Source organism: Stenotrophomonas rhizophila (genome assembly GCF_020857975.1).
GTDB classification, from domain to species: Bacteria; Pseudomonadota; Gammaproteobacteria; order Xanthomonadales; family Xanthomonadaceae; genus Stenotrophomonas; species Stenotrophomonas rhizophila_C.
The window spans coordinates 1-19,295 of sequence record NZ_JACWUO010000025.1; the positions used below are offsets into that span (position 1 = coordinate 1).

General features: G+C 66.0%; 14 protein-coding genes and 8 tRNA genes. 6 read left to right on the forward strand and 16 right to left on the reverse strand.

Features of this window, described 5'->3' with window-relative positions; all coding sequences use genetic code 11:
• From IC535_RS17260 to IC535_RS17320, 13 genes are all read right to left on the reverse strand, one after another.
• Nucleotides 1–77 (reverse strand) — tRNA-Asp (locus IC535_RS17260).
• A gap of 28 nt (nt 78–105) precedes the next feature.
• A tRNA-Val gene (locus tag IC535_RS17265) sits at nt 106–180 on the reverse strand.
• A gap of 11 nt (nt 181–191) precedes the next feature.
• Complete coding sequence (locus IC535_RS17270; RefSeq protein WP_228887584.1) at nt 192–464, reverse strand: HU family DNA-binding protein; 273 nt, start codon at nt 462–464, stop codon at nt 192–194.
• Between the two features lie 206 nt (nt 465–670).
• Complete coding sequence (gene lon / locus IC535_RS17275; RefSeq protein ID WP_228887583.1) at nt 671–3,136, reverse strand: endopeptidase La; 2,466 nt, start codon at nt 3,134–3,136, stop codon at nt 671–673.
• Between the two features lie 144 nt (nt 3,137–3,280).
• Nucleotides 3,281–4,570, reverse strand: coding sequence for an ATP-dependent Clp protease ATP-binding subunit ClpX (gene clpX, locus IC535_RS17280; protein ID WP_228887582.1), 1,290 nt, complete (start codon nt 4,568–4,570; stop codon nt 3,281–3,283).
• A gap of 126 nt (nt 4,571–4,696) precedes the next feature.
• Nucleotides 4,697–5,323 (reverse strand): ATP-dependent Clp endopeptidase proteolytic subunit ClpP, encoded by a 627-nt coding sequence (gene clpP, locus IC535_RS17285; protein ID WP_228887581.1) that lies wholly within the window; start codon nt 5,321–5,323, stop codon nt 4,697–4,699.
• Between the two features lie 66 nt (nt 5,324–5,389).
• The gene (gene tig, locus IC535_RS17290; RefSeq protein WP_228887580.1) at nt 5,390–6,685 is read right to left on the reverse strand and encodes a trigger factor; all 1,296 of its coding nucleotides are present in this window, start codon (nt 6,683–6,685) and stop codon (nt 5,390–5,392) included.
• A 233-nt stretch (nt 6,686–6,918) separates the two neighbouring features.
• Nucleotides 6,919–7,003: transfer RNA gene (locus tag IC535_RS17295), tRNA-Leu, on the reverse strand.
• A gap of 143 nt (nt 7,004–7,146) precedes the next feature.
• Nucleotides 7,147–7,222: transfer RNA gene (locus IC535_RS17300), tRNA-Lys, on the reverse strand.
• Between the two features lie 282 nt (nt 7,223–7,504).
• Nucleotides 7,505–7,580, reverse strand: a tRNA-Lys gene (locus IC535_RS17305).
• 80 nt (nt 7,581–7,660) lie between these two features.
• Nucleotides 7,661–7,737, reverse strand: a tRNA-His gene (locus tag IC535_RS17310).
• A 35-nt stretch (nt 7,738–7,772) separates the two neighbouring features.
• A tRNA-Arg gene (locus tag IC535_RS17315) sits at nt 7,773–7,849 on the reverse strand.
• 42 nt (nt 7,850–7,891) lie between these two features.
• Nucleotides 7,892–7,968 (reverse strand) — tRNA-Pro (locus IC535_RS17320).
• Nucleotides 7,969–8,143: 175 nt separating this feature from the next.
• Here IC535_RS17320 and IC535_RS17325 point away from each other — a divergent pair.
• Complete coding sequence (locus tag IC535_RS17325) at nt 8,144–8,902, forward strand: Bax inhibitor-1/YccA family protein (RefSeq protein WP_228887579.1); 759 nt, start codon at nt 8,144–8,146, stop codon at nt 8,900–8,902.
• A 223-nt stretch (nt 8,903–9,125) separates the two neighbouring features.
• Here IC535_RS17325 and IC535_RS17330 read toward each other — a convergent pair whose 3' ends face one another.
• The 3 genes from IC535_RS17330 to grxC all read right to left on the reverse strand — a co-directional run bounded on the left by IC535_RS17330 (nt 9,126) and on the right by grxC (nt 11,057).
• Nucleotides 9,126–10,133 (reverse strand): isocitrate dehydrogenase, encoded by a 1,008-nt coding sequence (locus IC535_RS17330; protein ID WP_228887578.1) that lies wholly within the window; start codon nt 10,131–10,133, stop codon nt 9,126–9,128.
• 235 nt (nt 10,134–10,368) lie between these two features.
• Nucleotides 10,369–10,761 carry a carboxymuconolactone decarboxylase family protein gene (locus IC535_RS17335; protein WP_228887577.1) on the reverse strand — a complete coding sequence of 131 codons (393 nt, stop codon included), beginning with the start codon at nt 10,759–10,761 and terminating at the stop codon, nt 10,369–10,371.
• On the reverse strand, nt 10,758–11,057 hold the full coding sequence (grxC, locus tag IC535_RS17340) for a glutaredoxin 3 (protein WP_228887576.1): 300 nt from the start codon (nt 11,055–11,057) through the stop codon (nt 10,758–10,760). Before grxC ends, IC535_RS17335 begins: the two co-directional genes overlap by 4 nt.
• Nucleotides 11,058–11,212: 155 nt before the next feature.
• On the opposite strand from grxC, the gene IC535_RS17345 reads away from it, so the two are divergent.
• The 5 genes from IC535_RS17345 (at nt 11,213) to ppx (ending at nt 18,939) form a co-directional block, all read left to right on the forward strand.
• Nucleotides 11,213–12,853, forward strand: coding sequence for a M48 family metalloprotease (locus IC535_RS17345; RefSeq protein ID WP_228887575.1), 1,641 nt, complete (start codon nt 11,213–11,215; stop codon nt 12,851–12,853).
• Between the two features lie 135 nt (nt 12,854–12,988).
• A complete protein-coding gene (phoB, locus tag IC535_RS17350; RefSeq protein ID WP_123728486.1) occupies nt 12,989–13,678 on the forward strand; it encodes a phosphate regulon transcriptional regulator PhoB in 690 nt (229 codons plus the stop codon).
• Between the two features lie 90 nt (nt 13,679–13,768).
• Nucleotides 13,769–15,109: a phosphate regulon sensor histidine kinase PhoR gene (gene phoR, locus IC535_RS17355; protein WP_228887574.1), complete on the forward strand. Its 1,341-nt coding sequence runs from the start codon at nt 13,769–13,771 to the stop codon at nt 15,107–15,109.
• Complete coding sequence (ppk1, locus tag IC535_RS17360) at nt 15,106–17,193, forward strand: polyphosphate kinase 1 (protein ID WP_228887573.1); 2,088 nt, start codon at nt 15,106–15,108, stop codon at nt 17,191–17,193. The genes phoR and ppk1 overlap by 4 nt, the downstream gene beginning before the upstream one ends.
• A 219-nt stretch (nt 17,194–17,412) precedes the next feature.
• Nucleotides 17,413–18,939 (forward strand): exopolyphosphatase, encoded by a 1,527-nt coding sequence (ppx, locus tag IC535_RS17365; RefSeq protein WP_228887572.1) that lies wholly within the window; start codon nt 17,413–17,415, stop codon nt 18,937–18,939.
• Nucleotides 18,940–19,295 lie beyond the last annotated feature (356 nt).

Below are 19,295 nucleotides of genomic sequence, written 5' to 3' on the forward strand. Positions count from 1 at the left end.
TGGCGGAGCGGACGGGACTTGAACCCGCGACCTCCGGCGTGACAGGCCAGCATTCTAACCAGCTGAACTACCGCTCCACATTTCAAACGTCTACTGGCGGTGCTGTGGTGGGTGCTGAGGGTTTCGAACCCCCGACCCTCTCCGTGTAAAGGAGACGCTCTACCGCTGAGCTAAGCACCCCAGCAAGCCGCTTAGTTTACGGCATCCTTCAGGGCTTTGCCAGCCTTGAACGACGGATTGTTCGATGCAGCGATCTTGATGGTGTCGCCGGTCTTCGGGTTGCGGCCGGTGCGGGCAGCGCGCGCGCGGACCTGGAACGTACCGAAGCCAACCAGCGTCACCGCGTCACCGCCCTTGAGGGCCTTGGTGACGGAAGCGATGACAGCATCGACGGCGCGGCTGGATTCGGCCTTGGTCAGGTCGGCAGCCTCGGCAACGGCGTCGATCAATTCGGTCTTGTTCATTCTCTACAGCTCCTTTGGCGGGGATTCCGCATGTTCGACAGTGAAGCATCCGACCCAGACGGCGACCGGATGCCAGTGAAGTTCTCGATTCGCCGAATTCAGCGAAATGCTGATGTGCGAGTGGTGCTTTTATACCAGTGCACCCCTACCCGCGCAAGCTGAAAAGTCAATAACGACGCGGGTTTCGGCGATTTCAACATAGCGCGTCAGTGCTTGACGCGCGTGGTGGAAGCTGTCTTGCCCTTGCCGCGCACTGTGACGCGCGCGCCATCCTTCCTGGCCTTCTTCGGTGTCAGCGGGGTCTCCAGGGCCAGGTCCAGCACCTCGTCGATCCACTTCACCGGGATGATCTTCAGGTCGCGGGTGACGTTGGCCGGAATATCGGCCAGGTCCTTGCGGTTCTCCTCCGGGATGATCACCGTGGTGATACCGCCACGCAGCGCGGCCAGCAGCTTCTCCTTGAGCCCGCCAATGGCGGTGACGCGGCCACGCAGGGTGATCTCGCCGGTCATGGCCACTTCGGCGCGGATCGGCACCTTGGTCAGCGTGGACACCAGCGAGGTCACCATGGCGGCGCCGGCACTGGGGCCATCCTTGGGGGTGGCGCCGTCGGGCACGTGCACGTGCACGTCGTGCTTCTGCAGGAACTCGTTGTCGATGCCCAGCCGCTCGGCGCGCGAACGCACCACCGACAGGGCGGCCGAGGCCGACTCCTTCATCACGTTGCCCAGCTGCCCGGTCAGGATCAGCTGGCCCTTGCCCGGCACCAGGGTCGATTCGATCTGCAGCAGGTCGCCGCCGACCTCGGTCCAGGCCAGGCCGGTGACCAGGCCGATCTCGTTCTGTTCCTCGGCGCGGCCGAAGTCGACCCGGCGCACGCCCAGGTACTTGTCCAGGTTCTTGCCGTTGACCACCACCAGCGCCTTCTTCTTCGCGCTGGCCTTCTTGCCGGCCTTGGCCGGCTTGGCCGCCGCGACCGGGCCGGCCAGGGCGATCTCCTTGACCACCTTGCGGCAGATCTTGGCCACTTCGCGTTCCAGGTTGCGCACGCCCGATTCGCGGGTGTAGTAGCGCACGATGTCCTGGATGGCGTCGGCCTCGATCTCCAGCTCTTCCGGCTTCAGGCCATTGGCCTTGATCTGCTTGGGCACCAGGTAGCGCATGGCGATGTTGAGCTTCTCATCCTCGGTATAGCCGGGGATGCGGATCACTTCCATGCGGTCCAGCAGCGGGCCAGGGATGTTGAGCGAGTTGGAGGTGGCAACGAACATCACTTCGGACAGGTCCAGGTCCACTTCCAGGTAGTGGTCGTTGAAGGCGTTGTTCTGCTCGGGGTCGAGCACTTCCAGCAGCGCCGAGGACGGATCGCCACGGAAGTCCATCGACATCTTGTCGATCTCATCGAGCACGAACAGCGCGTTCTTGCTGCCCACCTTGTTGAGGTTCTGCACGATCCGGCCCGGCATCGAACCGACGTAGGTACGCCGATGCCCGCGGATCTCGGCCTCGTCGCGCACGCCGCCCAGGCTCATCCGCACGAACTTGCGGTTGGTGGCCTTGGCGATCGACTGGCCCAGCGAGGTCTTGCCCACGCCGGGCGGGCCGACCAGGCACAGGATCGGGCCCTTCATCTGCTTGACCCGGGTCTGCACCGCCAGGTACTCCAGGATGCGGTCCTTGACCTTGTCCAGGCCGAAGTGGTCGGCGTCCAGGGTGTCCTGCGCGGCCTTGAGGTCCTTGCGCACCTTGGTGCGCTTCTTCCACGGCACGCCCAGCAGCCAGTCCAGGTAGTTGCGCACCACCGCCGCCTCGGCGGACATCGGCGACATCTGCTTGAGCTTGTTCAGTTCGGACTTGGCCTTGGTCTCCACCGGCTTGGGCATGCCCGCCTCGGCGATCTTGCGGGCCAGCTCGTCCAGCTCGCCCGGCGCATCGTCCAGGTCGCCCAGCTCCTTCTGGATCGCCTTCATCTGCTCGTTGAGGTAGTACTCGCGCTGGCTCTTTTCCATCTGCGACTTGACCCGGCCGCGGATGCGCTTTTCCATCTGCTGCACGTCGATCTCGCCGTCGACCAGGCCGACCAGCATTTCCAGCCGGTCGCCGATCTGCAGGGTTTCCAGCAGGCGCTGCTTGTCGGCCAGGCGCACGCTGATGTGCGCGGCGATGGTGTCGGCCAGGCGCGCCGGCTCGTCGATGCCGGCCAGGGTCTGCAGCAGCTCCGGCGGCAGCTTGCGGTTGGTCTTGACGTACTGCTCGAACAGCGACATCAGCGAACGGGCGATCGCCTCGATCTCGCGCGGCTCGCGCGATTCGTCCGATTCGATTTCATTGGCCAGGCCATGCAGCGCGCCCTCGCGCTCGGTGACCTGGGTGACGTTGACCCGCGACAGGCCTTCGACCAGCACCTTGATGGTGCCGTCGGGCAGCTTGAGCAGCTGCAGCACCTGGGCCAGCGTGCCGACCTGGTACAGGTCGGCAGCGGTGGGGTCGTCGGTCTCGGCCGACTTCTGCGCCAGCAACAGGATGCGCTTGTCCGCCGCCATCGCCTGTTCCAGCGCGTGCATGGACTTGTCGCGGCCGACGAACAGCGGAATGACCATGTGCGGAAACACCACCACGTCACGCAGCGGCAGGACCGGCAGGTCGAGAGTCTCAGTTGGGGAACGGGCCATGTGGGCTCCAGTTGGAACAGTGGGGATGGCCTCCGGGCGGCCTCGCCCGGATACAAAAAAAGCCGATGGCCTCGTTATGGGGCCATCGGCTTCTAGATGCAAGCTGTTCTGAAAAACTTCTTTCAATTCAATTGCTTGAACTGATTATTCAGCACCCGCCGCCTTCTGTTCAGGCGCCGGTGGCGTCTGGTAGATCAGGTACGGCTCGGACTTGTGTTCGATCACCGATTCGTCCACCACCACCTTGCTGACGTTCTCTGCCGAGGGCAGGTCGTACATGGTGTCCAGCAGGACCGATTCGACGATGGTACGCAGGCCACGGGCACCGGTCTTGCGCTTGAGCGCCTTGCGGGCAATGGCGGCCAGCGCGTCCGGGCGGAATTCCAGTTCCACGTGCTCCATCTCGAACAGCTTCTTGAACTGCTTGGTGATGGCGTTCTTGGGCTCGGTCAGGATCCGCACCAGGGCCGCCTCGTCCAGCTCTTCCAGGGTTGCCACCACCGGCAGGCGGCCGACGAACTCGGGAATCAGGCCGAACTTGATCAGGTCTTCGGGCTCCACTTCGGCCAGGATCTTGCCCACTTCCTGCTTGCGCTCGGAACTCTTGACCTTGGCGCCGAAGCCGATGCCGCCCGAATCGTTGGAACGCGCCTGGATCACCTTGTCCAGCCCGGCAAACGCGCCGCCGCAGATGAACAGGATGTTCTTGGTGTCCACCTGCAGGAATTCCTGCTGCGGGTGCTTGCGGCCGCCCTGCGGCGGGACGCTGGCCACGGTGCCTTCGATCAGCTTCAGCAGGGCCTGCTGGACGCCTTCGCCGGACACATCGCGGGTGATCGACGGGTTCTCGCTCTTGCGCGAGATCTTGTCGATTTCATCGATGTAGACGATGCCCTGCTGTGCCTTCTCGACGTCGTAATCGCACTTCTGCAGCAGCTTCTGGATGATGTTCTCCACGTCCTCGCCCACGTAACCGGCTTCGGTCAGCGTGGTGGCGTCGGCCATGGTGAACGGCACGTTGAGCAGGCGGGCCAGGGTTTCGGCCAGCAGCGTCTTGCCTGAACCGGTCGGGCCGACCAGCAGGATGTTGGACTTGGCCAGTTCGACCTCGTCGTTCTTCTGCCGGCTCTCGATGCGCTTGTAGTGGTTGTACACGGCCACGGCCAGGGTGCGCTTGGCCCGGTTCTGGCCAATCACGTACTGGTCAAGGACCTCGAGGATCTCGCGCGGCTTGGGCAGCGAGCTGCGCGCCGACTGCGCCTTTTCCTCGAGTTCTTCACGGATGATGTCGTTGCACAGCTCCACGCACTCATCGCAGATGAACACGCTCGGGCCCGCAATCAGCTTGCGCACCTCATGCTGGCTCTTTCCGCAGAAGGAGCAGTAGAGGATCTTGCCGGTGTCCGTGGAACGACCTTGGCGGTCTTCGCTCATGCTTCGCTTACCCAGTTACCCCACCCGCTGAACGGGGGTTCGATTCGAGAATAACACAGGGTCGAAAGGACGCCAGTCCGGCCCGACCCTGCGGAAACAAGCCGGTTTGCCGGCCTGGCTGCATCATCACGCCGGGGTGATCGACTCTTCCGGACGGCGTTCCAGCACCTGGTCGACCAGGCCGTAGGCCACCGCATCGACCGCGCTCTTGAAGTTGTCGCGCTCGGTATCCCGGGCGATGGTCTCCAGCGACTGGCCGGTGTGCTTGGCCAGCACTTCGTTCAGGCGCGAACGCAGGGTGAGGATTTCACGGGCGTGGATGTCGATATCCGAGGCCTGGCCCTGGAAGCCACCCAGCGGCTGGTGGATCATCACCCGCGAGTTCGGCAGCGCATAGCGCTTGCCGGCCGCGCCCGACGCCAGCAGCAGCGCGCCCATCGAGGCGGCCTGGCCGACGCAGATGGTGCTCACGTCCGGCTTGATGTACTGCATGGTGTCGTAGATCGCCATGCCGGCGGTGACCACGCCACCGGGCGAGTTGATGTAGATGCTGATGTCCTTTTCCGGGTTGTCCGCTTCCAGGAACAGCAACTGGGCGACCACCACGTTGGCCATGTGATCGTCGATCGGGCCAACCAGGAAGATCAGACGCTCCTTCAACAGGCGCGAATAGATGTCATAGGCGCGCTCGCCGCGGCTGGTCTGTTCGACCACCATCGGAACCATGTTCAGGGCTGTGGTTCGGTTGTCCATTAGTGAGGCACCTATTTGGGGGGAAACGACCCCGCGCCGGGGCGCGGGGCGTAAAACGCGGGCCGCTTACTGGCGGATCGCGTCCTGGAACGACAGCGGCTGCTCGGTGTGCTGGGCGCGCTCGGCGATCCAGTCGATCACCTGCTCTTCCATCACGCGGTTCTGCAGCCCACCCATCAGCTGGGGGTCATTGCGGTACATCTCAATGACCTGCTCGGGCTCTTCGTAGGTCGAGGCGATCAGGCGCATGGTTTCATTCAGGCGCTTGGGATCCAGGCGCAGGTCGTTCTTGCGGGCCACTTCACCGACCAGCAGGCCGACCAGCACGCGCTTGGCGGCGGCGTCCTTGAAGCCTTCGTGGGCATCGGCCGGGATCTCGCCCGGGTTGCGGCCACTGCGGCGGATCTGGTCGACCTGCTGGGCCAGCATGGCGCGGGCCTCGTTCTCGACCAGGCGCGGCGGCAGTTCCACCGAGGCGTAGGCGGCGATCAGCTGCTCGCCCACTTCACGGCGCAGGCGGTTCATCAGCGCGCCCTTCAGTTCGCGCTCCAGGTTGGCGCGGATGTCGGTGCGGAACTGCTCCACGTCGCCGCCCTTCACGCCGAAGCTCTTGATGAACTCGGCATCCACTTCCGGCAGCACCGGTGCGGACACGTCGACCACCTTGACGGTGACCTTGGCCTGCTTGCCGGCCAGCGCCGGTACGCGCCAGTCGGCCGGGAATTCCACGTCCAGGGTCTTTTCCTCACCCTTGGCCAGGCCGACCAGGCCCTGTTCGATCTGCTCGAACATCATGCCTTGGCCAACGATCACGCTGCCCTTTTCGCTGCCTTCGGCCGGCAGGCGCTCATCGCCGACCAGGGAGAAGGTTTCCAGCGCGACCAGATCGCCGTCCTGGGCGCCACGGGTCACCGGGCTCCAGCTGCGGCGCTGCTCGCGCAGGTTGGTGATCATCTGGTCGATGTCCGCGTCGTTGATCTCGGCGGTGTGGCGCACCACGGTCAGCTTGCTGACGTCGACATCGCCGAAGTCCGGAATCAGCTCGACGGTGGCCACGAAGGAGAACTCGCCCTCTTCGCCCTTGTCGATGCGCGGGGTGCCGGCAATGCGCAGCTCATGCTCGCGCAGGGCGGCATCGAAGGTCTCACGCAGCAGGCCGTCGACGGCCTCGCTGCGGACCTGCTGGCCGAAACGCTGTTCGATCACCTTGGCCGGGATCTTGCCCGGGCGGAAGCCCTTGATGCGCGCGGTGCGGGCGATTTCGCCCAGACGGCCACTGATGTGGGTCTGCAGGCGGTCTTCCGGCAGCGAGAAGGTCAGGCGGCGTTCCAGATTGCCGGTGGATTCGATCGAAGCTTGCATGTTGACTCCTGCCACCGGCGGCAACGCCCCCGGCACGAATGGTTGGATGAAACGGGTTTTGGGCGCGGCGTACTGGACGCGCATGCCCGCCGCAGCCCTGTAGTTTCGCCGATATCGGCCAGCGCCGCCAGCACGGGGCCGGGAGTGGCACGGCGGCCCCTGCCCCAGCATGTGGCCGTCTCCCCGGTTGCGGACGTGCCCATGGTCATGGTGCCGGGCAAAAAGCCGGGCAATGGTGCGAAAGGGGGGACTCGAACCCCCACGCCTTGCGGCACTGGAACCTAAATCCAGGGCGTCTACCAATTCCGCCACTTTCGCGGGCGTGCTGCCCAAGCGCACATTGTTGCAGGGTGCGGGGGAAAGCTAAAGGCATCTAACCGGGTTTGTGAATGCGCGATTAGGGCGGGCCGCCGATGCCAGGTAAGAAAAAAGCCGCCTGGCTGGCCAGGCGGCTTCTGTCTTGGTGGGCTGTCAAGGATTCGAACCTTGGACCTATTGATTAAGAGTCAACTGCTCTACCAACTGAGCTAACAGCCCGAAAATCGGGAGGCGAATTATGCGGGGATCCGGCCCCTGAATGCAAGTGTTTTGTTTGAACAGGCGGCAACAACGGGTTGGGTAGATCCGGGCCATGCCCGGATGCGGCCGGCCGGATCGCGCGAACGCCGGCATTGTCGATTAGGACCGCGCGATGCCAAATCTTGTCGGGCTTCGCCCGATATCCGAGCATGGCTCGGACCTACGAGGGCTCTTCTCCAGCCAGCAGCCGGAACGTCAGGCAAGAAAAAAGCCGCCTGGCTGGCCAGGCGGCTTCTGTCTTGGTGGGCTGTCAAGGATTCGAACCTTGGACCTATTGATTAAGAGTCAACTGCTCTACCAACTGAGCTAACAGCCCTGAAAACTCAGGCGAACATTGTAACCGCGATGTCGCCTTTTGCAACCCTGATTCACTTTCGATGAACCAGTTTTTGTCAGTGGGGTGGCTGAGGGGACTCGAACCCCCGACCACCGGAATCACAATCCGGAACTCTAACCAACTGAGCTACAGCCACCACTGAAACCTTTGCTTCCTGACGCATGCACCCGATGGTGCGCCCGACAGGAATCGAACCTGTAACCGCCGGCTTAGAAGGCCGGTGCTCTATCCAGTTGAGCTACGGGCGCCCTGGCTGGATTATCGCATTTCAATCCTGTTTTGCGCAGGCTTGGTCGGGGTAGAGGGATTCGAACCCCCGACATCCTGCTCCCAAAGCAGGCGCGCTACCAGACTGCGCTATACCCCGGTGGTAAGCCCCTCGAGGTTGCCCCCGAAAGAGTCGGCTATTGTGGGAATCTACGCAGCATCTGTCAACGCTTATTTCACATTGTCGTACCTGCCACGGTCCGGTCCGGACGTATCGGCTATGCTCCACACAGCGGCCGGATGGCCGGACCCCTACCCCTTCAAGGAGATTGGCAATGCGCAGCGGCAATCCCGCACTTTCCGAGTCGACCTTCCTCGACCTGGCCAGCGGCTCGGTGGTGAGTTCGCCCGACCAGGTGATGACCATCAACGGCACCGTCAATAAGACCGGCATGCTGCTGTTGTTGACCGTACTGACCGCGGCGTTCGCCTGGAGCCAGGCCATCGATGCCAACGGCCTGCCCACCTCCAGCGCGATGCTGTACGCGATGGGCGGTGCGATCGGTGGGCTGGTGCTGGCGCTGGTCACCGTCTTCAAGAAGGAGTGGTCGCCGGTCACCGCGCCGATGTACGCGCTGGTCGAAGGCCTGTTCCTGGGCGCCATCTCGGCGCTGTTCAATGCCAAGTTCCCCGGCATCGTGATGCAGGCGGTGATGCTCACCTTCGGCACCCTGTTTGCGATGCTGGCGGTCTACCGCAGCGGCCTGATCAAGGTCACCGAGAACTTCAAGCTGGGCGTGGTCGCGGCCACCGGCGGCATTGCGCTGCTGTACCTGGCCTCGTTCGTGCTGGGCTTCTTCAACATCAACATCCCGATGATCCATGAAGGCGGCTGGCTGGGCATCGCCTTCAGCCTGTTTGTGGTGGTGGTGGCCGCGCTGAACCTGGTGCTGGACTTCGACTTCATCGAAACCGGCGCCGCCGCGCGCGCACCGAAGTACATGGAGTGGTACGGCGCGTTCGGCCTGATGGTCACCCTGGTGTGGCTGTACATTGAGTTCCTGCGCCTGCTGTCCAAGATCCAGCAGCGCTGATCGCCGCAACGGCGGCACTGCACAAGGGGCGCCTTCGGGCGCCCTTTTTCGTTCCGTGGCGCACGCAACCCCACCCGCTGAAACGCCGGCCGGTGAGGCGCACACCGACACCGCCCCGCTGCCGCCGGCCAGCAAGTGCGGCACGAGGCCCCGCTGCCAGAGCAGTAAAACGCAACGGGGCGCCCGAAGGCGCCCCGTGTGCACTGGACCGTCGAACAGGCGCTTACAGGCGGCTGGCGATGGCCTGGGCAAAGCCCATGGTGTTGCCGGTGCCGCCCAGGTCGCCGGTCAGCGAATCCTTGGCTTCCAGCGTGGCCACGATCGCCTTGCGCAGGCGCTCGGCGTTCTGCGGCTGGCCGACATGGTCCAGCATCTGCGCGGCCGCCAGCAGCAGCGCGCACGGATTGGCCTTGCCCTGGCCGGCGATGTCCGGCGCGGTGCCATGCACAGCTTCGAAGATCGCCGCATGCTCACCGATGTTGGCGCCCGGGGCCAGGCCCAGGCCGCCGACCAGACCGGCGCACAGGTCGGAGATGATGTCGCCGAACAGGTTGGTGGTGACGATGATGTCGAACTGTTCCGGACGCATCACCAACTGCATGCAGCAGTTGTCGACGATCATTTCCTGGAACTCGATGTCCGGGTACTTGGCCGCCACCTCACGCGCCACGGCCAGGAACAGGCCCGAGGTCGACTTGATGATGTTGGCCTTGTGCACCGCGGTGACCTTCTTGCGGCCGGCGCTGCGGGCCAGCTCGAAGGCGTAGCGCACGATGCGCTCGGAGCCCTTGCGGGTGATGCGGGTACCGGAGAAGGCGGTCTCGCCGTCGGCCGACACTTCCTGGCCCTCGGCCAGGTAGGCGCCTTCGGTGTTCTCGCGCACGGTGATCAGGTCCACGCCATCGCCGAAGCGCGACTTGGTGTTGGGGAACGAGACGGCCGGACGCACGTTGGCGTACAGGTCGAAATGACGGCGCAGGCTGACGTTGATCGAAGTGAAGCCGCCACCGACCGGGGTGGTCAGCGGGCTCTTCAGCGCGACCTTGTTGCGTGCGATCGACTCCAGCGTGGAGGCCGGCATCAGGTCGCCGTGCTTTTCCAGCGCGACCAGGCCGGCGTCGGCGTCTTCGTATTCAAAGCCGGTGTCCAGCTTGCCGAGCACGAACAGGGTAGCGTCCATGATCTCCGGGCCGATGCCGTCACCGCGGATGACCGTGATTTTCTGCGTCATTGATGTGTATTCCGAACCGAGGGGGAGCGCCGTCCGTTGAGGTACCCGGAGCGTGGGCGCAGGGGAAGTTTCATCGGCAATTATGCCTTACCCGCCCAACCGACCCCAAATTGGCCATTGGTCGGGTAGCCACCGACCGTTGGTCGATGGGCATTGGGGGGTCGGTGGGCGTTTCGCGCCGCCGACTTTCCCCGAACATGAACGGAAGGCCGCCGGCCAAGGCCGGCGTGGCAGCTCAATGTTCGTGAACGGCCGGCGTGGCGGCACCGCCTTCGAGCTGGTCGAGGAAATCGACCGCGCGGCGCAGGTGCGGGATCACGATCGAGCCCCCGACCACCAGGCCGACCGAGAAGGTCTCGAAGAACTCCTCGCGGGTCACCCCGGCCTCCTTGCACTGGGCCACGTGGTAGCTGATGCAGTCGTCGCAGCGCAGCACCATCGAGGCGACCAGGCCCAGCAGTTCCTTGGTCTTCACATCCAGCGCGCCGGCCTGGTAGGTCTGGGTGTCCAGCGCGAAGAAGCGCCGCACCACCTGGTTGGGCTCGCCCAGGATGCGCTGGTTCATGCGCTGGCGGAATTCGGTGAATTCGGCGATGCGGTCCTTGCTGCCGTCGTCGGCCGCGCTCATGCCGGGTCCTGCCCGGCCAGCAGCGGCTCCAGCTTGCCGGCACGGTGCAGGGCCATCATGTCGTCGTAGCCGCCGACATGGACCTCGCCGACGAAGATCTGCGGCACGCTGGTGCGGCGGGTCTTGGCCATCATCTTGTCGCGCTCGACCGGATCCAGGTCGATCCGCACCTCGGTCCAGTCGCGGCCCTTGCTCTTCAGGAAGTTCTTGGCCGCCACGCAGTAGGGGCACACGGCGGTCGAATAGATGGTGATGGCGGGGGCGCCAGCCGGGTTGGAAACAGCATCTTGGCTCACGGGAAACTCCACAGCGGATCGACGGTCTGTATATGGTAGCCCTCCGCTGGATTTTCCATGCCATCACCGCAACACTGTGGATTAACCTTGGATTTGCACCGGGCCTGTCACGCTGGGGCCCCGCCCGCCCTGCCCCGCACCCCCAGGAGCCTTGTTTGCGCCCTCTGCTGCTCTCTGCCGCGTTGACCCTGGCCCTGGCCGCCCCGCTGGCCGCCGCCCAGGACAACAAGCTGCCGGACATCGGCTCGTCGGCCGGCGAACTGCTCACCCCGGCCCGCCAGGCCGAATACGGCGGGATGATGCTGCGCGAGCTGCGCAACTACGATTACCTGCTGGAAGACCCGCTGGTCGATGACTGGCTGCAGACCATGGGCGCCCGGCTCGGCTCCAACAGCGCCCAGCCACGCCAGAGCTATACCTTCTTCATGCTCAAGGACCGCCAGATCAATGCCTTCGCCACCCTGGGCGGCTACATCGGGGTCAATGCCGGGCTGGTGCTGACCGCCCAGCGCGAGGACGAGGTCGCCGCGGTGCTGTCCCATGAAATCGCCCACGTCACCCAGCAGCACGTGCTGCGCGGGGTGGAGCGTGCCCAGCGCGACCAGATCCCGATCCTGCTCGGCATGCTGGCGGCGGTCGTGGCCGCCCAGCAGGCCGGCGGCAACTCCTCCGGCGATGCCACCATGGCCGCGATCACCTCGGGCATGGGGCTGATGCAGCAGCGCCAGATCAACTACACCCGCAGCAACGAATCGGAGGCCGACCGCCTGGGCATCCGCACCCTGGCCCGCAGCGGCTACGACGTGGATGCCATGGCCGGGTTCTTCGAGCGCATGTCGGCCTCGATGCGCGGCAATTCCGGTGGCTACTCGGTACCGGACTTCCTGCAGACCCACCCGGTCAACACCACCCGCATCAGCGAGGCCAAGGCGCGTGCCGAGCAGATGAAGAAGGACACCGTGCTGCTGACCACCGCCGTCCCCGGCGGCATCCGCCAGGAGCGGGTGGACCCGGCCGATCCGGCGCTGTCCGACCCGCTGGTCAAACGCAATAATCCGATGCTGCCGGCCTCGATGCAGATCTCGATCAACGCCCTCGGCCGCGGTGGCAGCGGCCAGTTCGAGTGGGCGCGCGAGCGCCTGCGCGTGCTCAGCGCCGACACCCCCGGCGAGGTGGCCCAGGAGTACGAGAACCTGCAACGCACCCAGAAAGATGGCTTGAGCCAACCGCAGCAGTACGGCCTGGCGCTGGCCCGGCTGCGCAACAGCGGCGCCGCCCAGGCCCGCCGCGACCTGGCCGAACTGCAGCAGGCGCACCCGGACAACCTCTGGGTGGCCCTGGCGCTGGGCGAGGCCGAGTCGCGCTCGGGCCAGCCGGCCCAGGCCAACACGCGCTTTGAGACCCTGCTGCGGCAACACCCGGGCAGCCGCCCGGTGGCGCTGACCTATGCGGCCATCCTCAATGAACAGGGCGGCCGCGAGGCCGGCCAGCGCGCGCTGGCGATGCTGCGCCCGATGCTGTCGCAAAGCGGCAATGACCCGGTGTTCCAGCTGCGCCTGGCCCGGGCCAGCGAGCTGGCCGGCGATACCATCCGCGCCAGCGAAGCCTATGCCGAGGCGGCCTTCCTGAATGGACGCCCGGAACAGGCCCTGATGCAACTGCAGGCGCTGAAGAAGCAGCCGGCGCTGGATTATGTGGGCCGCGCGCGGGTGGATGCGCGCATCGAAAGCATCACCCCGACGGTACTGGAGATGCGCCGCCAGGGCATCTCCGACCCCGAGCTGGAGCGACGGTGACTCACCCGCGCTGCCCGGCGCAGATGACCGCCGGATGGCAATCGCCGCCGATACCGGCCCAGGCCGTCACAAACATGTCATGAAACCGTAGTCTACTGGGGTCAATCCCGGTCTGATAAGCATTACGGTGGGCACGTGCAAAAACGCATCCTGATCGTCGACGATGAACCTGCGATCCGCGAAATGGTCGCCTTTGCCCTGCGCAAGGGCGATTACGACCCCATCCATGCCGGTGATGCGCGCGAGGCGCAGACGGCCATCGCCGACCGCGTCCCGGACCTGATCCTGCTGGACTGGATGCTCCCGGGCACCAGCGGCCTGGACCTGGCCCGGCGCTGGCGCAAGGAGGCCCTCACCCGCGAGGTGCCGATCATCATGTTGACCGCGCGCGGCGAAGAGAACGACCGCGTCGGCGGGCTGGAAGCCGGCGTGGACGATTACGTGGTCAAGCCGTTCTCGGCGCGCGAACTGCTGGCCCGCATCCGTGCGGTGATGCGCCGCGCCCGCGACGACGACGAAGACGGCAGCGTGGCGGTCGGCACGATCCGCATCGACGGTGCCGCGCACCGGGTGTTCGCCGGCGACCAGCCGGTGCCGATCGGCCCCACCGAATACCGCCTGCTGCACTTCTTCATGACCCACCCCGAACGCGTCTACACCCGCGCCCAGCTGCTCGACCATGTCTGGGGCGGCAGCGTGTACGTGGAAGAGCGCACCATCGATGTGCACATCCGGCGCCTGCGCAAGACCCTGGAACCGTTCGCCGCCGAGAACATGGTGCAGACCGTGCGCGGCGCCGGCTACCGGTTCTCGACCTCGACCTGATCACCGCCACTCCTGCTATGGTCCGGCGGCGGGGCAACGCCCTGCCCTACCCCGGATTACGCCGGGGACCGCAACTTCCGCGAGACCGCAATGCCGCGCCACATCCGCTCTGCCTGGTTGAAGACACTGGCCACCCTCGCCCTGCTGCTGCTCGCCGCCGGCGTGCTGGGGCTGCTCACCGGCCATGTCTGGATGTGCATCGCGCTGGCCTCGATCGGCGCGCTGGCCTGGCACTACTGGCGGCTGCGCCGGGTGCTGCGCCGGCTGACCGCGCGGCACCGCTGGGACACCCGCGAAGGCACGGGGGTATGGAACGAACTGGACCGCCTGCTGTACCGCAACCAGCTGGAAATGCGCACGCGCAAACGGCGCCTGCTGGACATGCTGCGCAGCTACCGCGCCGCCGCGGCGGCGCTGCCCGACGCGGTGGTGGTGGTGGACCGCAACAGCCAGCGGGTGCAGTGGTTCAACGAAGCGGCCACCTCGCTGCTGGGCCTGCACCATCCCGGCGACCTGGGCGAAGCCCTGGTCGAACGCCTGCAACCGATGCCGCTGGCCCACTGGCTGGCCGGTGGGCGCAACGCCGAACCGATCCTGGACGTGGCCTCGCCGGTGGATGCGGCGATCCGGCTCAACCTGCGCCTGATTCCCTACTCGCCGGACTACTGGCTGCTGATCGCGCGCGATGTCAGCAAGCTGCTGCGGCTGGAACAGGTGCGCCGCGATTTCGTCGCCAACGTGTCCCATGAACTGCGTACGCCGCTGACCGTGGTGCACGGCTACCTGGACATGATGGAGCCGGAGGATTTCCCCGGCACCGGCCCGATGCTGGAGGAAATGCGCAAGCAGTCCCAGCGCATGGCCCAACTGGTCGAGGACCTGCTGACCCTGTCGCGGCTGGAATCGCAGGAACATACCGAGGAAGAGGCGGTAGCCATGGCGCCGATGCTGGCCACGCTGCGCCGCGAGGCCGAAGCGCACAGCCAAGGCCGCCACCAGATCAGCGTGATCGACAACGCCGGGGTGGACCTGCAGGGCTCCAACAAGGAACTGCACAGCGCCTTCTCCAACCTGGTCACCAACGCGGTGCGCTACACCCCGGCCGGCGGCCGCGTCGAGGTGGAGCTGGCGCGCGAGGGCCAGGGTGTGGTGCTGCGCGTGCGCGACACCGGCTACGGCATTCCGGCCACCCATCTGCCGCGGCTGACCGAACGCTTCTACCGGGTGTCCAGCAGCCGGTCGCGTGAAAGCGGCGGCACCGGGCTGGGCCTGTCGATCGTCAAGCACATCCTGGGCCTGCACCATGCGCGCCTGGAGATCCAGAGCGAGGTCGGCAAGGGCAGCGTGTTCTCGTGCCACTTCGATGCCGACCACGTGCGCGTACGCACCGAAGCGACCTCCCTTCCTTCTTCCGAAGACTTTTCCGCATGAGCAGCCTTGGCCCCCTTCCCGCCGTTGTGAATGCCGACAACGACCCGCTGCGCGATCCGGCGCTGTACATCAACCGCGAACTGTCGCAGCTGGATTTCAACTTCCGGGTGCTGGCCCAGGCCATGGACACCCAGGTGCCGCTGCTGGAGCGCCTGCGCTTCATGTGCATCTCCTGCACCAACCTGGACGAGTTCTTCGAAATCCGCGCCGCCGCGGTGCGCCACGCCCAGGAGTTCGGCCTGCCGCCGGCGCCGGACGGGATGACCCCGCAGGCCATCCTCAACTCCATCCACGACCGCGCCGCGCAGCTGGTGGACCAGCAGTACCGCTGCTGGAACGAAACCCTGCGCCCGGCACTGCACGAAGCCGGCATCGACGTGCTCGGCCGGCATTCGTGGAACCACCGGCAGAAGCGCTGGCTGCGCGCGTACTTCCGCAACGAGATCATGCCGGTGCTGTCGCCGCTGGGCCTGGATCCGTCGCACCCGTTCCCGAAGATCCTCAACAAATCGCTGAACATCGTGGTGGTGCTCAAGGGCACCGATGCGTTCGGCCGCGCCGGCCACCTGGCCATCGTGCGCGCACCGCGCTCGCTGCCGCGCATCATCCAGCTGCCGGAAAAACTCGGCGGCGGGCAGACCTATGTGTTCCTGTCCTCGGTGCTGTCCACCTTCGTCGATGAACTGTTCCCGGGCATGGAAGTCCAGGGCGCCTACCAGTTCCGGGTCACCCGCAACTCCGAGCTGGTGGTGGACGAGGAAGAAGTGGAGAACCTGGCGCTGGCGCTGCGCGACGAGCTGGTCGACCGCGGCTACCGGCCGGCGGTGCGCCTGGAGATCGCGCAGGATTGCCCGCGCGACATCGTGCGCACCCTGCTGCAGAACTTCGGCCTGACCGAGAACGCGGTGTACCGCATCGACGGCCCGGTCAACCTCAACCGGGTGATCCAGCTGTATGACCTGCTGGCGCGCCCGGAACTGAAATACCCCACGCTCAACCCGCAGGTGCTGCGCGACAGCGACGGCATCTTCGAGGTGGTCGCGCGCGGGGACGTGCTGCTGCACCATCCCTTCGATGCGTTCACCGCGGTGCTGGACCTGATCAAGCAGGCGGCGGTGGACCCCAACACACTGGCGATCAAGCAGACCCTGTACCGCACCGGCAAGGATTCGCAGATTGTCGATGCGCTGATCCTGGCCGCGCGCAACGGCAAGGACGTCACCGTGGTGGTGGAGCTGCGCGCGCGCTTCGACGAAGAAGCCAACCTGGGCCTGGCCGACCGCCTGCAGGAAGCCGGCGTGCAGGTGGTATACGGCGTGGTGGGCTACAAGACCCACGCCAAGATGCTGCTGATCGTGCGCCGCGAAGGCCGCAAGCTGCGCCGCTACGTGCATCTGGGCACCGGCAACTACCACAGCGGCACCGCGCGCGCGTACACCGACCTGAGCCTGATCACCGCCGACCCGGACATCGGCAATGATGTGCACCTGCTGTTCCAGCAGCTGTCCGGGCTGGCCCCGCGCACCAAGCTCAAGCGCCTGCTGCAGTCGCCGTTCACCCTGCACCCGGGCCTGCTGCAGCGGATCGAGCGCGAAACCCGGCTGGCCGCCAGCGGCCGCCCGGGCCGGATCATCGCCAAGATGAACGCCCTCAACGAGCCGCAGATGATCCGTGCGCTGTACGCCGCCTCGCAGGCCGGCGTGCAGATCGACCTGATCGTGCGTGGCGCCTGCACCCTGCGCCCGGGCGTACCGGGAGTGTCGGACAACATCCGGGTGCGCTCGATCGTGGGGCGCTTCCTGGAGCACAGCCGGGTCTACTGGTTCGGCAACGATGGCGCGGCCGAACTGTTCTGCGCCAGCGCCGACTGGCTGGAGCGCAACCTGCTGCGCCGGGTGGAGACCTGTTTCCCGATCCTGGACCCGGAACTGGCGCGCAAGGTGTACCGCGACGTGCTGCAGAACTACCTGGACGACAACCTCAACGCCTGGGAGCTGCGCGCCACCGGCGAGTACGACAAGTGCACGCCGGGCCACGACGAGCCCCCGCATGCGGCGCAGATGACGTTGATGCAGGGTCTGTAGGTACCGACCGTTGGTCGGTACGTCTTTGCGTGCCGGCCAACGTCCCCCCCCGCGTGCCGACCAACGGTCGGCACCTACCGGGCCAGGAGCAACGGCCAGCCTCACCGCGACCTGCGCATCGGCCGTCGCCGCCCCCCTCGATGCGACCGGTCGTCGCAGCCTGCCCCTGTGAAGGCGGCGCGGTGACTTCGCGCCCCCGCCTTCGGCTAACATTCGTCCATGCCGCATACCTCCACGACTCCGCCTGCCCTGCGCGATGGCGACCTGCTCGCCGCCATCGACCTGGGTTCCAACAGCTTCCACATGGTCATCGCGCGCTACACGCTCGGGCAGCTGCGGGTGGTCGACCGCCTGCGCGAGACGGTGCGCATGGCCGATGGCCTGGATGGCAAGGGCGGCCTGTCCGCCGACGCACGCCAGCGCGCGCTGGAATGCCTGGCCCGGTTCGGCCAGCGCATCCATGCCATCCCGCCGGTGCGGGTACGTGCGCTGGCCACCAATACGGTGCGCCAGCTGCGCTCGCCGCAGGCGTTCCTGATGCCGGCCGAAACCGCGCTGGGCCATGCCATCGAAGTGGTCAGCGGACGTGAGGAGGCGCGCCTGATCTACCTCGGCGTGGCCCACGCGCAGCCGCCCAAGCCGGACCAGCGCCGCCTGGTGATCGACATCGGCGGCGGCTCCACCGAGTTCATCATCGGCCAGGGCATGCAGACCCTGGAGCGCGAAAGCCTGCAGGCCGGCTGCATCGCCAGCACCCGGCGCTTCTTCCCCGGCGGCAAGCTGAGCAAGAAACGCTGGAAGGATGCGCTGACCGAAATCGGCGCGGAGTTCCAGCAGTTCGCCACCAAGTACCGCGCGCTGGGCTGGCACGAAGCCCTCGGCTCGTCGGGGACGCACAAGGCGATCAGCGAGATCTGCGCGACCATGAAGCTGAGCAAGGGCGCGATCACCGCCGAGGCCCTGCCACAGCTGCGCGACGAACTGCTCAAGGCCAAGCGCATCGAAGACATCAACCTGCCCGGGCTGTCGGCCGACCGGCGCCCGATCATCGCCGGCGGCATCCTGGTGCTGGAGGCGGCGTTCCAGGCCCTGGGCCTTGAGAAGCTGCTGGTCAGCAAGGCGGCGATGCGCGAGGGCATCCTCTACGACATCCTCGGCCGTGCCAGCGAGAACGACCTGCGCGATGAATCGGTGGCCGCGCTGACCCAGCGCTACGGCATCGACACCGTCCAGGCCGAGCGCGTGGAACGCACCGCGATGCACCTGCTCGGCCAGGTCGAGGACAGCTGGGGCCTGGACCCGGACGATGCGCGCATGCTCGGCTGGGCCGCGCGCCTGCATGAGCTGGGGCTGATGATCGCCCACAGCGGTTACCACGTGCATGGCAGCTACGTGCTGGAGAACTCGGACATCGCCGGCTTCTCGCGGCAGGAACAGCAACTGCTGGCCGCGCTGGTGCGCAGCCACCGCCGCAACATTTCCAAGTCCGCCTTCGACGCCCTGCCCGAGCGCCTGCTGCTGCCGGCACGGCGGATGACCGCCCTGCTGCGGCTGGCCGTACTGCTCAACCGCACCCACGAAGACACCCCGATGCCGGCCCTGGACCTGACCGCCGACGACAGCCGGCTGTCGCTGATCCTGCCCCAGGCCTACATCGACGCCCGCCCGCTGCTGCGCGCCGACCTGATCGGCGAAACCGACGGCATGGCCGGGCTGGGGCTGCAGTTCCGGCCGTTCGTGGCCTGAGCAGACCGGCCTGCGCGGATTCCCGCGCAGGCCCGCACCGGATCGCCCGCGGCGCAGGCCTGCCCCTGCCCTGGCCCGCGCTGGATCCTGCCATGGCGACTTCCCCACGGCACCCACAGGAACTGCCTTGCCCCCGGGCGGCGGCGGCGTGCCTGATCCGTACGGTTGCGCGCCAAAACCGTACTGCATCGCAGCAATTTGATACATATCGACATAAAAAGACATGAAGTCCGATTGACGGACTCATGCCAAGCCATTGCTTTTGATCGTATTTTTCTTTTCAGGTTAGGGCGTTGTGATAAATCCATCACGATGAATTTACAAACCCTTAACTACCGAGACTATGATCGGATTAC